Here is an 18038-nt window from a genome sequence, read left to right as displayed (position 1 = left end):
GTGCTATAGAGAGGGAAACTGGGCTTGAAAACCCTATAAATAGATTTCAAATACATGTTTTTAGTTGCAAATAGATGCGAAATGGAATTTTTAAACATTTAAAAAATTCAGCCTATCAAATAAGAGGCGTGATTTACCTCTTATTTGATAGGCTGATAATGCTCTAGCGCTCGCTCTCTAGCTGCTTTATGATCGACAATTGGAGTCGGATATGTTTTATTAAGCGTAACGTTTGCTTTTTCTAATACGTCTGCTGGGGCCTCCCAAGGTTTATGAATATAAGAAGAAGGAATATGCTTAAGCTCTGGAAGCCACTTTTTAATATATTCTCCTTCTCTATCAAATTTTTCTGATTGAGTAATTGGATTAAAAATACGAAAATATGGCGCGGCGTCTGCTCCCGAGCCTGCAACCCACTGCCAGCCCATTGTGTTATTAGCTAAATCTGCGTCTACTAAGGTATCAAAAAACCAATTTGCTCCGTGTTTCCAATGAATTAAAAGGTGCTTTACTAAAAAGGAAGCAGCTACCATTCGAACTCGATTGTGCATAAAACCTGTTTCCCACAGCTCCCGCATTCCGGCATCGACAAGGGGATAGCCGGTTTTTCCATTTTTCCAAGCTTGAAGCTCTTCATTGCCGTCAGCCCACTGAAATTGCTTGAATTTTTCATTAAGCGGTTCAGTTGTAGTGTGCGGGAAATGATAAAGCAGCTGATAAGCAAAATCTCTCCATATAAGTTGACGAATAAACATTTCAGCTTGCTGTTCAAAAGCATCAGAACGTACTTTTTCTACTTTAGTTCTCAAATAATGATAAAGAACTCGAGCTGAGAGCTGTCCTGCAGCGAAATAAGGAGATAGACATGAATTTAATGCTTCAGCAGGAAAATCTCGTCCTTTTTCATAATGAAGCAGCTTATTCTTTAAAAACGTTTTGAACACATCAATAGCGCCTTTTTCCGTAGCTTCCCACGTCGACTTAATCGTTTTATCCCACGGTATGCTTGGAAGCAAATCGAGATCTGAGACTGAAAGAGATTCAACGGGTTTAGAGGAAGCCTGTATGGAAGTAACTTTTTTTACAGCAGAAGATACGGAATGTTTTTGAGAAGCTTTATAGTAAGCTGTAAACACTTTATAAGGATCTCCATTTTCTTTTGTGATTTTCCAAGGTTCATGAAGGAGAAACCCCTCAAATGTGCGAATATTTATTTGTTGCTCTGAAAAAAAAGCTTGAAGCTCTTTATCTCTTTTTAGCACATGTGGTTCATAGCGTCTATTCCAATAAATATCTTGGGCATTCGTTTCATGGAGTAGTTTTTGTAACACATCTTTAGGGTTTCCTTTTTGTACAATCAGCGTTCCTTGTATTTTTTCGATCGAGTTTTTAAAGTCATTCAGCGCATGGTGAAGCCACCATTTACTTGCACTTCCCATTGAGCTTTCTTCATAGTCATCATGGATATAAACAGGTACAACCATTCCTTCTTTAGCTGCGTGAAATAGAGATGGGTTATCAACCAGCCGAAAATCTTTTCGAATCCATACGATAATGGTTTTATTCATCATGTGCCACCTTTCTATCTGCAATTTGCCTCGATTATAGCTTTTTTCTTATACGTTCTACAATTTTGAATGTGTAGAAGGCCTATTTTCTTATGGACGAATTTCAGATTGATGGTAAAAAGAATAACGTAAACAGAGTAAGAGAATGGGAAGGAGCCCTTAAAAATGAGAAATTCGTATGGAATGAAACAAACCGGACAACCGATATCCAATCCATATATGCAAGCAGCACCTAAACCTGCTAAAATGCCGCCTATGCCTTCTGCAAAAGAAATGCAGGCAATGCCGGTGCAAGAAGGCACAAAACAAATGCCAATGTACGGAGAAATGCCGCCGATGAAAGATGTAATGCCGCCGATGCATGGAGGAATGAATCAAATGCCGATGCAAGGCGAAATGCCACCGATGCAAAAAGATATGGCTCAAATGCCAATGTACGGAGAGCTACCGCCAATGCACGGAGGAATGGACCAGATGCCGATGCAAGGAGGAATGCCGCCAATGCACGGAGGAATGGACCAGATGCCGATGCAAGGAGGAATGCTGCCAATGCACGGAGGGATGGGTCAAATGCCGATGCAAGGAGGAATGCCGCCAATGCACGGAGGGATGGGTCAAATGCCGATGCAAGGAGGAGGAATGCCGCCAATGCACGGAGGGATGGGTCAAATGCCGATGCAAGGAGGAGGAATGCCGCCAATGCACGGAGGGATGGGTCAAATGCCGATGCAAGGAGGAATGCCGCCAATGCAAGGAGGAATGCCGCCAATGTACGGAGGGATGGGTCAAATGCCGATGCAAGGAGGAATGCCGCCAATGCAAGGAGGAATGGGTCAAATGCCGATGCATGATTGCGGATGTCGCGATTTCTCAGCACCCGTTGGTCATCAGCAGCCTCATTCTTTAAATGAGTGGATGTTCATGCAACAAACAAATCCACGCTCTTTTTAATAAATCCTTTACCCTAGATAAAAGGGATGTATTTTTGGATCTTTAGTATAAATATAGAATTTTATTAATTGAAACGTCATGAGAAAAAGAATAGTTCTTACTCTTTTTCCATGACATTCAATTTTTTGCAAATATTAATCACATCTTTTGGGTGTTTTCTTACATAAGAGAGTTTGGTAGAGTTTTTTAAGTATAAATACAGGGAAAAGAAGGCAAAAGCTCTATATTAAAGGGGAAAGGGTGTTTTTAGAATGATATTAGAAGTCACAGCTGCAACCTTACATGATGCTAAAGTTGCCCAGGAACATGGTGCCGATCGTATAAGTCTTGTAACTGGAATCGGAGAAGGCGGCTTAACCCCAAGCTACGGTTTGATGAAAAAAGTGAAAGAAACGATACATATCCCAATATTTGTGATGATTCGTCCACATAATCAATCTTTTCAATATGATGAAGACGATTTGCAAACAATGATTGAAGATATTCACTATGCAAGAGAAATTGGCATTGATGGAATTGAAATTGGCTGTTTAACAGAGGACAAAATTATCGATGAGCAAGCTTTAAAGCGACTGCTGGATGCGGCAGGAGAAATGAACGTAACGTTCCACTTAGCATTTGATGAAATCAGTGATCAAGAAAAGGCGCTTGAAACGCTTTTAAGCTATAAGCAAATTCAGCGTGTCATGACTTCAGGAGCGGATAAAAGTGCACTAAACGGTATTCCTCATATTAAAAAACTGTTAAGAAGAATGAAAGATAAAGATATTATTTTAATCGGGACAAAAGGGCTGAAACCTGAAAATCTTCAAGCGTTCTTATCCGTTACTCCCGTGAAAGAAATTCGTATCGGTTCAGGGGTTCGAGTGAATTGTCAATATACGAAACCGCTTGACCCAAGGAGTGTAAAAGCTGCAAAAGAAACGATGAATAAGCAAAAGTAACAGAAGTGCTACAAGGAATTGTAGCACTTTTTTATTTGGAAACAGAAAGGGACTTATTACATGGTTTTCCCTAAATGGAAAACATCATAAAACCCTGTGAATCCTTGATACATAAGAGAAATGCTGTGTTTTTTCGACTTTAGAGTGAAATAGGAATAATTTCATATTTTCAGAATAATCATTGACAGTGATAATCATTATCATTTATTGTTGTAATTGTTAATGAAAATCATTATCAATTGAATAAACAGGAGGATATGATATGTCAACGTCAACGAAACAACTTACATCAAACGAAATGCTGCTTGCTATGCAAAATGAACGTGAATCCAATGCAAGGTCTTATCCTAGACGCCTTCCTATTGCAATTAAACAAGCAAAAGGCGCCGTAATCACGGATATGGATGGAAAAGAGTATATTGATTGTTTAGCAGGAGCCGGCACGCTTGCTCTTGGTCATAACCATTACGTAGTCCATGAAGCAATACAAGACGTTTTAGCAAAATCTATTCCTTTACATACATTAGATTTAACAACGCCTGTGAAAGAAGCTTTTATCGATGAAGTATTTGCTAGTTTGCCAGAACAATTTGCAAACAAAGCGAAAATACAGTTTTGCGGTCCAACTGGAGGAGACGCAATTGAAGCGGCTTTGAAGCTTGTAAAAACAGCAACCGGCAACCGAACGATTTTATCTTTTCAAGGGGGATATCACGGCTCCACGCACGGAACGTTAAGCATCAGCGGTACAACGAGTCCCAAAAAGCACATTCATGCGCTAGTGCCCGATACACATTTTCTACCTTATCCATATGAATACCGCTGCCCGTTTGGCGTAGGTGCTGAAGGTCACACTTACATTAGTACATACATTGAAAATATGCTGGATGATCCTGAAAGCGGAATTGTTACTCCGGCGGGTGTTGTAGTAGAAATTGTGCAAGGAGAAGGAGGCTCTGTTCCGGCGCCGATTCCATGGTTAAAAGAGCTTCGCAGAATCACAAAAGAACGAAACATTCCGCTTATTGTCGATGAAGTTCAAACTGGAATTGGACGAACAGGAAAGCTGTATGCATTCGAGCACGCTGATATTCAACCGGATGTATTAGTGCTATCTAAAGCAATTGGAGGCAGCCTTCCTTTATCAGTCGTTCTATATGATAAAAAGCTGGATCAATGGGAAGCGGGTGCACATATCGGCACCTTTAGAGGAAATCAGCTTGCGATGGCTACAGGACAAGCCACTCTGCAATTTATAAAACAAGAAAACTTACCTGCACATGCTCATGAATTAGGAGCTTATATTCAGAGTCAGCTAAAACATATTCAAAAGCAAGTATTCTCAATTGGTGATGTACGCGGAAGAGGTTTGATGCTGGGCGTTGAAATCATAGACGCAACAAAGCCGGCTAATAAAATCGGCAGTCATCCTGCAAACGGTGAGTTAGCTAAGCTGATTCAAAAAGAATGTTTCGACAGAGGCGTCATTTTAGAAGTGGGTGGAAGACATGGTGCTGTTATTCGTCTGCTTCCTCCATTAATTTTAACGAAACAACAAACCGACGAAGTGTTGACAAGATTTGAAGAAGCGATAAAAGCAGCAGAAGAGAAGTGGGTGAATAAATAAAATGGCGCCGTTTGAAAAGTGGTTTTTATCATCATCCAAAGAAAGCCTCGAGAATTATGAAGCCATGATGGGCGGAATGACAGAGATGATTAAACGTCACTACCATACACTAAAATCCCCTTATACTCACATAGACGTTGACGAACTATCGAACTTAGTCAATCGTGCGGTCTATTTTAGCGAACACGAACAGCCGCTAGAAGATCTGTTTGATGACGTACAAGCCGTAGTGATGGATCATTCGCTTCATGTTTCGCATCCCGGGGCAATGGCACACTTGCATTGTCCTCCGATTATACCGGCCCTTGCTGCGGAAGTGATGATTTCTGCTTTGAATCAATCTATGGACTCGTGGGATCAAAGTCCGGCAGCTACGTATATAGAAGATCAAGTGATTGATGAGTTAACACAACAAATTGGTTATCCAAGCTCTTCTTCCGGCGTTTTTACAAGCGGAGGGACTCAGTCGAATTATATGGGCCTTCTGCTTGCTCGTAATGAATATTGTCATGCTGCATTTTCAATTGATGTTAGTGAAGAAGGTTTACCGCTCCAAGCTAAAAAACTGCGGATTTTCTGCTCCGAAAAAGCCCACTTTACGGTGCAGCAATCTGCAGCTCAGCTTGGGCTGGGCATGAATGCAGTGGTGAGTGTAAAGTGCAATGAAAGGCACGAGATGGATATAGAAAATTTAGAAGAAGCAATACGGGAAGTTAAAGCAGAGGGAAACCTTCCCTTTGCTGTTGTAGCAACGGCAGGCACGACGGATTTTGGAAGCGTAGATCCTCTTTTTGAAATGAGTAAGCTAGCTAAAAAAGAAGGACTTTGGCTTCATGCTGACGCCGCTTATGGAGGAGCGCTGCTATTTTCACATAAATATCGTGAACGCTTAAAAGCTCTTGAACGGGCAGATTCTATTACGATGGATTTTCATAAGTGGTTTTATCAGCCGGTAAGCTGCGGGGCATTTCTAGTGAAGAATTCAGCTATGTTCAAACACATTCAGCTTCATGCAGATTATTTAAATCCTGAAGAAGATGAGCATGTACATTTGGTAGATCGCAGTATTCAAACGACCAAACGATTTGACGCCTTGAAGCTATGGCTGACTTTCCGTGCAGTAGGTACAAATGAGTATGGAAAAATGGTTGATCATACGATTGAAACGGCTAAGCAGACAGCTGAACATTTACGAAAGCAGAGGAATATTACGGTGTTAAATGATCCTTATATGAACGCGGTTGTATTTCGCTATGTGCCAGATACTTTATATAGTGATTGTCAAAAACAGCAGCACTATGAAAATAAGTTAAATCAGCGTATTCAGCAGCATTTATATGAAAAAGGCACTTTTATCATGGCAAAAACAAAGCATAAAGAGCAAGCTTATTTAAAGCTAACGATGTTAAATCCTATGATTACAGTTGATTCTGTTGCCACTCAGTTAGAGGAAGTCGTGGCTTTAGGAAAAGAGTTGGAGAAAAAGGAGGAGCGATTACGTGAACGCACAGTTATCGGCTAATTTTATTACAATGCAAAATATTATTAATTGCTATATTCGAGAAACAGGTAAGGGAGTATGGCAGTCCGTTTCAGAAATGAAAAGCGAAGAAACGCTCGTTCTTAGGCTAGAAAAACAGCCGGTAACTCTTTACTTTCCAGTAAAGTACCGTTCAGCTACCGGACGTCACTTGTTCTTTCCGGTCTTTTATTATCGCATTCAGAAAGAGGAGCTCAAGGAGTTAGATGTCGTCACTCTTTTAGCCTTTCTTTTAAAAGAAGTAACAGATCATTTACTACAGGTGAATGAGCTGATTGTACGTGTGCTATTAAGCTACGAAAATATGAAATTGTTCATTGAAAAAAGACAGAAAGAGTTAGAAACGTGCTATAAATGGGACAAAACGTTCTTAGAATCTGAGCAGTCATTGCTTATTGGCCACCAGCTGCATCCGACACCTAAAAGCCGTCAAGGGATATTACCTGAAGAAGAAGAGGTGTTTGGGCCTGAAGTGAACGGCAAATTTCAGCTTCATTATTTTAGAGCACATAAATCGCTTGTTGCAGAACAGTCCGCCGAGAGTCAAACCGCTTCACAGCTTATTAAAGAGCAGTTGAAAAAAGATAAGAAGGTTTCTGAAGAATTCATACAGTCGTATTGCCAAGCGGATGATTATTCACTTATACCTATGCATCCGCTGCAAGCTCGTTATCTTTTAGGAAAAGAAGAAGTGTGTGAATGGATTCAAAAAGGCCGGCTTGCTTATCTAGGGCCACACGGTCAGCCGTTTTATCCGACTTCGTCTGTTCGAACCGTATACAGTGAAGATGCAGATGTGATGTACAAATTTTCTATTCCGGTGAAGATTACGAATTCACTGAGAGTGAATAAACGCAAAGAATTAAGCAGAGGTGTAGAAGTGAGTCGTTTATTGCAAGAAGGATTACAGGCGGAGCTTCAAGAAAATCATCCGGCTTTTCAAGTGATTGAAGATCCTGCTTACATCACGATCGGAAAAAAGGAGTTTGGGTTTGAAGTCATGATTCGAAGCAACCCTTTTCAAGGTGAGCAAGGGAACCGTACAACACTCCTAGCAAGTTTGTGTCAAGATCATGTGTTTGGGAAAGCTTCTCAAATTGAAAATATTATTAATCATATTGTTTCAAGTGAAAATAGTACGAATGAAGACATAAGCAAGCGCTGGTTTAAACGCTATTTAGATGTCTCTTTTCATCCTATGATGTGGCTTTACACTCAAAAAGGAATTGCGCTGGAAGCTCATCAGCAAAATTCCGTTATTAAACTTGATGAAAACGGATATCCATCGGTGTTTTACTACCGTGACAACCAAGGCTATTACTTTATGAAATCAAAGGAACAAGAGCTTCGCAAGCTGCTTCCTTCCTTAAACGGAGAAAGCGATACGGTATGTGATGATGCTGTAGCAGAAGAAAGATTTCGTTATTACGTATTTTTTAATCATATTTTAGGATTAGTTAATGCTTTTGGTGCAGCTGGCCTCGTTCAAGAGTCAGATCTGCTATTGATTCTGCGACAAGAAATAGAGAGGTACAAAGAAAAAGATCATACGGGGCTTGTTTCATCGATGTTAGAAGAGAAAGTGCTTCCTTGCAAAGCCAATTTCTTAACGCGCGTTCATGATATGGATGAGCTGGTAGGCTCTCTTGAAACGCAGTCTGTTTATGTAAATGTTGAAAATCCTCTGTACGAATCTGCAGGTGTACGGGTATGAAATCGGCATTACAAACGCAGTATCCATTTATGATGCAGCAAAAGGAGCAGAGCATCACCTTTCGCTCTGTTTCTTTTGCAAAAGATTTCGAACGGCTGTACAAGTGGATGCATGAACCGCATGTTATTCCGTATTGGAATTTAAATATTTCAAAACAGGCGTATGAGCAGCATTTAAAAACATTTCTAGCTGATTCCCATCAAAAACTGCTAATTGGAGAAATTGACGGTGTGCCTATGAGCTATTGGGAATCTTATACGGTTGACGGCGATATTATCAGTAACTATTACCCTTATGAAAAAGGAGACCAAGGGATTCATTTATTAATTGGAGACCCTGCTTTTTTAGGAAAAGGCTATATTTATCCGCTCCTTCTTAGTTTACTAAAGCACAAGTTCGAGGTAGCAGATACTGCTAAAGTAATAGCGGAACCAGATATACGAAATGAAAAGATGATTGCAGTATTTAAAAAATGCGGGTTTCAATTTATGAAAGAAGTGTCGCTGCCTGATAAAACAGGCGTACTGCTGAAATGTGAAAGAACAGTATTTGAAAGAAGGTGGAGCGAATGGAACAACGGGACATTTTAGACGTAATTGGAGTAGGAGTTGGTCCATTTAATTTAGGATTAGCAGCTTTAATTGATAAAACAGATTGTACATATAAATGTTTTGAACAAAAAAAGGAGTTTAATTGGCATCCAGGAATGCTTTTAGAAGGGACAACTCTTCAAGTTCCGTTTATGGCAGACGTGGTCACGATGGTGGATCCGAAGAGTCCGTACACGTTCTTAAATTATTTGCATGAGCATGAGCGCTTGTATCAGTTTTATTTCTTTGAGAAGTTTCACATTCCGAGAAATGAATACAATCATTATTGCCGCTGGGTAGCGAGCCAGCTGAGTGGGCTTGAATTTAACAGCACAGTAAAAGAAGTAAAAATGCATGAAGACGCTAAACCTTTTTATGAAGTAACGGTTGAAAAAGAAGGAAAGCTTCATACCTATTACAGCTATCATCTTGTAACCGGAGTAGGTACACAGCCCGTAGTGCCAAGAGACTTTCAATCAGTAGCCAGCGATACGTTCTATCACTCCGCTCAGTACAAAATGAATCGTGAACAAACGCTGAAGGCTAAAAGTATTACCGTAATTGGCTCTGGTCAAAGCGCAGCTGAAATTGTCTATGACTTACTTCAACAGCAGCCTCAGTTTGACTATAAGCTGAATTGGTATACGCGCTCAAAAGGGTTTTATCCGATGGAATATTCAAAGCTTGGCCTTGAACATTTTTCGCCTGATTATACCCGCTATTTTTACAGATTGCCCCAAGAGAAAAAAGAGAGCGTTTTACGAAATCAAGCTCTTTTATACAAAGGAATAAGCTTTGAAACGATCGGTGATATTTATGATTTGATTTACGAACGAACAATTGGAGGAAAAGAAGTGCCGCTAACGATGCGCGCGCTTACGGAACTTGCAGGCGTTGAAAAGACAAACGATACACATCTTCTTACTCTTCACCAATACGAGCAGGACTCGTTTGAAAAAGAAGAAAGTGAAATTGTCATTATGGCCACGGGCTATCATGCAAAAGAGCCTTCTTTTATGGAAGGTTTAAAAGAACATTTGCTGTTTGATGAAAAAGGACAGCTGAAAATTAACGAACTCTATCAAGTTGAGATGAAGAAAAAAGGCGCCCCGCTATTCGTTCAAAACCGAGAACTTCATACACACGGGGTTGGAGCACCAGACTTAGGTTTAGGCGCTTATCGCAATGCTGTCTTGATTAATCAAATTGCAGGTAAAAACGTGTATAAAATATATAAAAATACTGTTTTCCAAAAGTTTGGGTTTTAAGAGATGATTTCTCCGCGCTTTGTTTTTATCTGTTTATTTATGACCATGACGTCGGAAGTGTTATTATCACCATTTTATCCGCAGTATTTTACAAGTGCTTTCCATGTGGATGGAGTTGCAATGACGTCTTTTTTTATTATTTGCTGCCGGATTGTGGTCATTGTTATGACTCCTTTATGGGGAATGCTGCTTAAGAAGTGGAAAGTAAAACATATAATCGTAGCGTCACTTCTAATGACAGCCTTAGTTAAAGTCATTCTGAGTGAAGTTTCTACTTTTTATGGGTTTTTAGCCACTTCGTTAGTATTACTTGTGTTTCAAAGCAGTTTATATCTTTTATACCCCTATTTAGTAGGCGGCATGAAAAATGGACAGAAAAAGGCAGGTGCTGCAACAACCTATGTATTTATTGTTCATACGGCTATTATTGTCGCTAGCTTGTTTGGAAGTGCGATTATTGCATGGGAAATGCCGCTTAAAGTATATCAATACTTTGCTTTAACTGATATGGTACTGGCCGTATGGCTCGTAACAAGAAAAGCTTCATCTTTAAAAAAAGAAAAAACACCAGCATACACTCAAAGTATAAACGAGCCTATTTTTTTCTATTTGCTGGCTATTTTCTTTTTTCACCTTGGACACAATGTCATTCGCCCTTATTTTACATTGTTTACAAGTGGCACATATGGCATGAGCAGTCAAGGCAGCGCTTTGTTATATGTGATGCCGAGTATTATGGCGATCGTCTTAAAGCTTGCGGTACCTACAAAGCTATTTAATGGAAAAGTTATACTGCTTTTTTATAGCGTAACGGGTGCTAGTGCTTTACTGCTATGTTTGCAAGCATATGCCGATCATCTCAGCATGTTTATTATAAGTCGAATTTTATATGGAGCCGGGTTTTATCTCAGCATGGTTATACTTGATATCTACTTATTTCAAAAAAGCAAAGAAGGAGCTGCTTACTATTACAGCTGGCTTATTGCTGTTCAAAATATTGCCCTGCTGATTGCACCGCTTTTAGCACTAGAAATCAGCAAAGTAAATTTAGCGCTTCCTTTAGCAGTTGGTGCCGCTGCTTTGCTAGCTGCTAGCGCTGTAATGCCGTTGCGTAATAAAACAATCCCTATTCTAAGACAAGTAAAGACCTGCGGTAGTATGTCAACTGAAAAATGAAAGAACGTAAAGTTATCAAAGGGCAATTTACTTAAAAAAAGCATCACGAAACTAGACCAGTAACGAATGTTATTTACTGGAAATTATTTGAAAGGTAGCGATGACAAGTTTTATGTCATATTTTCACGCCCCTTTCTGGCGTAAAGAGTTGGTGACTGCGTAGTAGCGCATCCACCAATCGCACGAGTTTTCTTGCGGTTAGAACGAGTGCACGTTTGTGTTGATGTTTTGGTACTTCACTGTACTTTTTCACGTAGTAATCCCGGTAATCTGGAACTTGCTTTCGTACGGAGTTGGCGGCTTCAACTAAGTAATATCGCAAGTAGTGGTTACCGTTACGTGATAGGGACGTGTCTTCGGCAGTAAAGCGCCCAGACTGATGCTTTCGCCAGTATAGACCTGCGTATTTTGCTACTTTAGCTTCATCATCAAACCGGTCTATTTGGCCAATTTCAGCTATGATACCCGCAGCGAATACGGGACCAATGCCAGGGATGGATTCAAGCGTGTGTGTCAATCCAGCCATCAGTTTTTTGATCGCTTTGTCAATTTCTTTTATCTGCTTTTGGAAGGTGCGAATGACCTCGATCGAGGTCCCAAGTATCACATCCATGGAATCTTCCACTACCTTGTCCAAGCGATACGAAGATCGCACGGCTTTCTGAATGGAGGTTGCCACACATTTCGGGTCACCAAATCGGTTTTTCCCTTTCTCTTGAAGGAATGCTGCTAGTTCCTCCAGTGGTAGGTGGGCTAGTTCTTCCAAGCTGTATTTCTCTAAGAAAAGCTCCATCATTGCGTTACCGAAGACCGAGGAGTCTACTTCTTGAGAGAAAGTATTACACTTATAGCTTAGGTGTTGAAGAAAATGCTGCTTTTCTTTTGTCATCATACGAATGAGTTGGTAACGGGACCGAGTCAGTTGTTGTAAGGCCACGTATTGGCTTTCTTTGACCACTGACATCTGGTTACGTCCAAAACGTAAGTAATCCGCAATGATAAAGGCATCGATTTCATCTGTTTTGTTCATGTCCGAATAGCTTTTCTTAAAATTAGCTATTTGTTTAGGGTTCATGACAAACACCTTGGCACCGAAGACTTTTAAGTCTTCATCATGATGGAGAAACATCGACGGGTGAAAACTATAGACCGATGTAGATTCTAAGCCAATCTTTAAGACGTCAACTTCTTGATCGCCTATGCAGTCCAATAAAAGCTCTTTAAGCAACGTCGCGCCTGGTAAGTCATTGGTGACGGTAAAGGCATTCAGCTTTTCTCCTTCACCATTTAAAATGCATACTTTCATATCAAACGAACTTACATCTAAACCAACAAATAATCTCACGGGAGAGACCTCCTTTCGATTTAGAATCACTTGGCATTTCCTTGGACGTCTCGAGATATCTCTAGTGTGTACGCCGACCAACAACCTCGTGTATCAGAGCTTCCCCTGCATTCGAAAGCCGCCATAGAGCTACTACCCTCTAGGTTCGAATGACAGGCTGCTCAGCCTGCGAGTAGGGAGTCCCGCGCGTTCACTGAGAAACAGTCTTACATTGTGGTTAATCCACAGGAGAAAGAAGAATTGTCCCAAATGATCCTATGATCATTATCTAGAAATATCTTGAGACATCCAAGTAATATGTTATTTAGTTTATTAATTAATATGGAAACAGATCTTAGCTCCTAAATAGGGCTTAAATATAATATACGAGGAGAATGAAGGATGAAAATCAAAGAAACGAATCTTTCCGTATTTAATAAGCAATCATGGGAAAAAGCAAATCGCCAGCTTTTAGCTAAAATGCTGCGGGAATTCATGTATGAAAATATTATTGAGCCAAAACAGCTGCAAAAGCAGGGTGCGCTTGCCACGTATCGATGGGAAGACCACCGAGGCGTCACGTATACATATCAAGCGAAACAGCGATTGTTTGACAGTTTTTCTGTACTGCCAGAAAGTATTAAGCTGACATCTAAAGCGTCAACCCCTACATTTTCAGAAGCGCTGCAGCTGTTAATTAGCTTATCTGAAGACAAAGGAATGTCTAGCTCAACTGCAGGTCACTTAGCAAAAGAATATTTTCATACACTAGTAGCAGATTTGCATTTGCAAAATCGAAAATCAGCGGATGAATTAGCAGATATGGATTATGCAGAGCTAGAAGGTGAAATGACGGGACATCCTTGGATTACGTATAATAAAGGGCGCATTGGGTTTGGCTATGATGACTATCTTCGGTTTGCGCCCGAGCAAAAACAAAAAATTCAGCTTTCATGGATTGCTGTAGCGAAGCAAATTGCTTCTTTTCATTCATTAGATACCCTCGGCTTTGATGATGTTATGAAACAGGAGATAAGCGGTGAGACGCTAGCTGAATTTGAAAAAGAATTAACAAGCCAAGACCTTTTAGCAGCGGACTATTACTATATTCCCGTCCATGAATGGCAGTGGATGAACGTGATTGTTCCTTTATTCGCTGAATACATTGCAAATGATTTAATTGTTCCGTTAGGAGAAGGTGAAGATCAATACTTGCCTCAGCAGTCGATTCGGACATTTGTGAATACAACAAATCGAGATAAGTATCACGTGAAGCTTCCCATGAGTATATTAAATACGCTTGTGTACAGAGGCCTTCCAAGTGAGCGGACGGTAATTGCTCCTCAAGTCACTCAGCATATAAAAGGCATAAGAGATCGCGACACGTTTTTAAAAGATACGTGCAAAGTAGGGCTTTTAGGCGAAGTGGCTACGTTAAACGTATCTCAGCCAACGTTTGCTTCTATTAAAAACGCACCTTATCAGTATTTAGAAATGCTTGGAGTCGTTTGGCGTGAAAGCATTTATCAAGAGTTAGAAGAAGGCGAGCGTGCGATTACGCTAGCTGCGTTATTACATGTTGACAGTGAAGGACAAGCTTTAGTTTCGTCATATATAAAAAGGTCGGGCCTGACTCCTAACGAGTGGATTGATGCGCTAACCAGCGCTGTTTTGCCGCCGCTACTTCACTACTTGTATCAATACGGAACTGTATTCTCCCCCCACGGGCAAAATACGGTACTGGTTCTCAAAAATAACAAGCCGGTTCGAATTATTATGAAAGATTTTGTAGACGACGTGAATATTAGTGATCAGCCGTTTGAAGAACTGCAGCAGTTATCTTTTGAATTAAAAGAAGTGCTGCGCAGCGAAGAGCCAGAAGGATTGACGCAGTTTATTTTAACAGGGTTATTTATTTGTCACTTCCGCTATTTAGCGACTATTTTAGAAGAGCATGAAGGTGTAGAAGAAGAGGACTTTTGGAAAAGTGTACGAGCAGAAATTTTACATTATCAGGCATCATTTCCACATTTACAGAAAAGATTTGAATTATTTGATTTATTGCGTCCAACTATTACTAAGTTAACGTTAAATCGAAATCGAATGTTTGATTACGGATACGAAGACGACGGAGATCGTCCTCACGCAAGTGAATATGGAAAGGTACGGAATGCCTTGCATGAAGTTAGTGAAAAAGCTGTTCAATAATAAGGAAAAGCCGCTGGTGTTGTGCCAGCGGCTTTTTTATGGTTAATTCAAAAGCAGGAAGCGAAGGGGATGAGCTGTAGCACTTTAGGAAACACTCATTTTAGGTATGTGTAGAACGTAAAGGTGAGTGAATGAACGATTTAATGGGAGTGGATGTTAAAACAACAAGTACACAAGCTGAAGCAAACGTTTCAGCTTTCTTTTGTCAAAGCACTATTTCAATGTCGCATCGCTACAAGGATAATGGTACAATTGTCTGTATATTTAAAAAAAGAGAGGGAATTACATGAAATCGCATATTCAAAAACATTTAACTTCATATAAAGAGAAATATAAAAATCGCGGTCGGCTGCTAATTAGCTGTCCGGACAAACCGGGTATTGTATCGGCAGTATCTACGTTTTTACATGAGCACGGTGCAAATATTGTAGAATCAAGTCAACATTCAACGAACCACGAAGGGGGGATGTTTTTTATCCGTTTCGAATTTGAATGTGAGGATTTATTAGCTAAAGAAGCAAAACTAGAAGAAAGTTTCAAAAAAATTGCCAATACATTTTCAATGAACTGGCAGTTTACATATGCTCATAATTTGAAAAAAACAGCTATTTTTGTGTCAAAAGAGCCTCATTGTCTGCTAGAGCTGCTGTGGGCATGGGAAAGCGGAGATTTGATGACAGACATTGCTGTCGTTGTGAGCAATCACGAAGATGCGCGCGAAGTGGTTGAATCATTCGGTATACCGTTTAAGCATATACCTGCGACAAAAGACATTCGCCAAGAAGCAGAAGCCAAACAGCTGCAGGTATTAAAAGATTATAATATTGACGTGATTATCTTGGCGCGTTATATGCAAATTTTAACGCCGACTTTTGTGGCTGAAAATCCGTATCGTATCATTAATATTCACCATTCATTCTTACCGGCATTCATTGGAGCACGTCCATATGAACGCGCATATCAACGAGGTGTAAAGTTAATTGGTGCTACGTCTCACTATGTAACAGACGACTTGGATGAAGGACCAATTATTGAACAAGATATTGAACGCGTGAACCACCGTGATGATGCGGATGACTTAAAGAAAAAAGGCCGCTTAATTGAACGCACGGTGCTCGCACGTGCTGTAAAATGGCATTTAGAAGACCGCATTTTAGTGCATGAAAACCGCACAATTGTATTTAATTAACAAAGACTAAGCTGTTAAAAAAGTAGTTTAGCCGAAGGAAGATCCGAACGATGAATCGAGATTCTTGGCAGAGAATCTAACTCGTTCGGATCTTTTTATTTTGATAGTGAACGTAGATTTAATCTATTTAGTTGCTTCTAGCGGTTGATTGGAGGGCAAGGCGAAGACTCCTGCGGGGAAAGCGGAACAGATGAGATCCCCCAAGTGTAAGCGACGAGTAGGCTCATCAGCCGCCCGCGGAAAGCAAAGCCTTGCACGGAGAGCAACCGCGGTGTCATAAGCGATTCATACTCGATTATTTAATTGATTTTGTTAGGTCTCATTCTCGTTTTTTTAGGGGGAATTGCGTATCTAAATGATAAAAAACTTTTCTGCATGAGCTGAGATTTAGTTGTTTACTTAGCTCGTGAACACTTATACAATAGAAAAGGACTTTTTAATAAAGGAAGTGTCGGAAGTGAAACAATATCTTGAACTTTGCGAGCATGTGTTAGCAAATGGAACAAAAAAAGAAGATCGGACAGGAACAGGTACAATTAGCACATTTGGCTATCAAATGCGTTTTAATTTACAAGAAGGTTTCCCGGTATTAACGACAAAAAAACTTCATTTAAAATCAATTATTCATGAACTGCTTTGGTTTTTACAAGGAGATACAAACGTTAAGTATTTACAAGATAACGGCGTGCGCATTTGGAATGAATGGGCGGATGAAAACGGCGAGCTTGGCCCTGTGTATGGGCATCAGTGGCGTTCATGGCCAACGCCGGACGGAGAAAAAATTGATCAGATTACCAATGTTATCAATCAAATTAAAAACAACCCTGATTCTCGCCGCTTAATGGTAAGCGCCTGGAATGTGTCTGATGTAGACAATATGGCTTTACCGCCGTGTCACTGCTTATTTCAGTTTTACGTAGCGGACGGCAAATTGTCTTGTCAATTGTATCAGCGTTCAGCTGATATTTTCCTAGGCGTACCGTTTAACATTGCTTCATATGCGCTACTTACAATGATGGTGGCACAAGTGTGTGATTTAGAGCCGGGTGATTTTGTTCATACGTTTGGCGATGCGCATATTTACAGCAATCACATTGAACAAGTAAACCTGCAGTTGACGCGTGAGCCTCATGCTTTGCCAAAAATGAAAATCAATCCAGACGTAAAATCAATTTTTGACTTTAAATTTGAAGACTTTGAGTTAGTAGACTATAATGCGCATCCTCACATCAAAGGAGCTGTGAGCGTATGATTTCCCTCATTGTCGCAATGGATCAAAACAGGCTGATCGGTAAAGAGAATGATTTGCCATGGCGTCTTCCGGAAGATTTAAAGTATTTCAAGCGCATCACAACGAGTCATACGATTGTAATGGGAAGAAAAACATTTGAATCAATTGGACGACCGCTTCCTAATCGCGAAAATGTGGTTCTTACGCGTCAAAAAGATTATCAGCAAGAAGGAGCAACCGTTATTCATTCAGTTGAGGAACTAGAAGCATTAGATGCTGAAAAAGAAGACGAGCTCTTCGTGATTGGCGGAGCTACTCTGTATGAACAAACATTAGACGTTGCAAACCGACTTTATATTACGCATATTGAAGAATCCTTTGAAGGAGATACACATTTTCCTGCGATTGATCTGAGCGAATGGAAAGTTATTTCGAAGCAGCAAGGAATTAAAGATGAAAAAAATCCCTACACGTATTATTTTACCGTATACGAGCGAAGCTGATCTCTTTTGTTTATAAAAAACGCGAGTCTGGGACAAAGTATGTTAGTCGAAGAAAGATCCGAACGTTGAATCGTTCGGATCTTTTCATTATAAGGATGAAGGTAGATTTCATGTATGTAGGTGCTTTTAGCAGTTGAGTGGAGGCTCACCGGCCGCCCGCGGAAAGCAAAGTCTCGCATGGAAATCAAATGCGGTGTAACAAGCA

Annotated in this window: 15 protein-coding genes; 13 read left to right on the top strand and 2 right to left on the bottom strand. The window is 40.3% G+C overall.

The window, feature by feature from the left end:
* Positions 1-140: 140 nt before the first annotated feature.
* Positions 141-1568 (bottom strand): cryptochrome/photolyase family protein, encoded by a 1428-nt coding sequence (locus tag BG04_RS05150; protein ID WP_080743229.1) that lies wholly within the window; start codon positions 1566-1568, stop codon positions 141-143.
* 165 nt (positions 1569-1733) lie between these two features.
* On the opposite strand from BG04_RS05150, the gene BG04_RS05145 reads away from it, so the two are divergent.
* The 8 genes from BG04_RS05145 (at position 1734) to BG04_RS05110 (ending at position 11378) form a co-directional block, all read left to right on the top strand.
* Positions 1734-2519 (top strand): polyadenylate binding domain-containing protein, encoded by a 786-nt coding sequence (locus tag BG04_RS05145; RefSeq protein WP_041907479.1) that lies wholly within the window; start codon positions 1734-1736, stop codon positions 2517-2519.
* Between the two features lie 251 nt (positions 2520-2770).
* Entirely contained in the window at positions 2771-3463 is a 693-nt protein-coding gene (locus BG04_RS05140; protein WP_014458532.1) for a copper homeostasis protein CutC, read from the top strand.
* Between the two features lie 262 nt (positions 3464-3725).
* Complete coding sequence (locus BG04_RS05135; protein ID WP_013084707.1) at positions 3726-5090, top strand: aspartate aminotransferase family protein; 1365 nt, start codon at positions 3726-3728, stop codon at positions 5088-5090.
* 1 nt (position 5091) lies between these two features.
* Positions 5092-6612 (top strand): pyridoxal phosphate-dependent decarboxylase family protein, encoded by a 1521-nt coding sequence (locus BG04_RS05130; protein WP_034649323.1) that lies wholly within the window; start codon positions 5092-5094, stop codon positions 6610-6612.
* Positions 6590-8344, top strand: a complete 1755-nt coding sequence (locus tag BG04_RS05125) for an IucA/IucC family protein (RefSeq protein ID WP_034649326.1) — start codon at positions 6590-6592, stop codon at positions 8342-8344. Before BG04_RS05130 ends, BG04_RS05125 begins: the two co-directional genes overlap by 23 nt.
* Positions 8341-8934, top strand: a complete 594-nt coding sequence (locus BG04_RS05120; RefSeq protein ID WP_034649329.1) for a GNAT family N-acetyltransferase — start codon at positions 8341-8343, stop codon at positions 8932-8934. The genes BG04_RS05125 and BG04_RS05120 overlap by 4 nt, the downstream gene beginning before the upstream one ends.
* The gene (locus tag BG04_RS05115) at positions 8913-10202 is read left to right on the top strand and encodes a lysine N(6)-hydroxylase/L-ornithine N(5)-oxygenase family protein (RefSeq protein ID WP_034649331.1); all 1290 of its coding nucleotides are present in this window, start codon (positions 8913-8915) and stop codon (positions 10200-10202) included. Before BG04_RS05120 ends, BG04_RS05115 begins: the two co-directional genes overlap by 22 nt.
* 3 nt (positions 10203-10205) lie before the next feature.
* Positions 10206-11378, top strand: coding sequence for an MFS transporter (locus tag BG04_RS05110; RefSeq protein WP_034649334.1), 1173 nt, complete (start codon positions 10206-10208; stop codon positions 11376-11378).
* Between the two features lie 115 nt (positions 11379-11493).
* On the opposite strand, the gene BG04_RS05105 is transcribed toward BG04_RS05110, so the two are convergent.
* On the bottom strand, positions 11494-12723 hold the full coding sequence (locus BG04_RS05105; RefSeq protein WP_034656042.1) for an IS110 family RNA-guided transposase: 1230 nt from the start codon (positions 12721-12723) through the stop codon (positions 11494-11496).
* Between the two features lie 381 nt (positions 12724-13104).
* Between BG04_RS05105 and BG04_RS05100 the strand changes: the two genes are divergently transcribed.
* The 5 genes from BG04_RS05100 to BG04_RS05085 all read left to right on the top strand — a co-directional run bounded on the left by BG04_RS05100 (position 13105) and on the right by BG04_RS05085 (position 17833).
* The gene (locus BG04_RS05100) at positions 13105-14910 is read left to right on the top strand and encodes an IucA/IucC family protein (protein WP_034649342.1); all 1806 of its coding nucleotides are present in this window, start codon (positions 13105-13107) and stop codon (positions 14908-14910) included.
* A gap of 131 nt (positions 14911-15041) precedes the next feature.
* Positions 15042-15200, top strand: coding sequence for a hypothetical protein (locus tag BG04_RS30920; RefSeq protein WP_013084700.1), 159 nt, complete (start codon positions 15042-15044; stop codon positions 15198-15200).
* On the top strand, positions 15197-16099 hold the full coding sequence (gene purU, locus BG04_RS05095) for a formyltetrahydrofolate deformylase (protein ID WP_013084699.1): 903 nt from the start codon (positions 15197-15199) through the stop codon (positions 16097-16099). Before BG04_RS30920 ends, purU begins: the two co-directional genes overlap by 4 nt.
* 457 nt (positions 16100-16556) lie before the next feature.
* Positions 16557-17351 carry a thymidylate synthase gene (locus BG04_RS05090; RefSeq protein WP_013058746.1) on the top strand — a complete coding sequence of 265 codons (795 nt, stop codon included), beginning with the start codon at positions 16557-16559 and terminating at the stop codon, positions 17349-17351.
* The gene (locus tag BG04_RS05085; protein ID WP_016765324.1) at positions 17348-17833 is read left to right on the top strand and encodes a dihydrofolate reductase; all 486 of its coding nucleotides are present in this window, start codon (positions 17348-17350) and stop codon (positions 17831-17833) included. The genes BG04_RS05090 and BG04_RS05085 overlap by 4 nt, the downstream gene beginning before the upstream one ends.
* The last annotated feature ends 205 nt before the right edge of the window (positions 17834-18038 follow it).

The sequence above is a fragment of the Priestia megaterium NBRC 15308 = ATCC 14581 genome (assembly GCF_000832985.1).
Lineage (GTDB): Bacteria > Bacillota > Bacilli > Bacillales > Bacillaceae_H > Priestia > Priestia megaterium.
The sequence above is the reverse complement of the archived record's forward strand: the minus strand, read 5'-3'. Positions and strand labels throughout refer to the sequence as shown.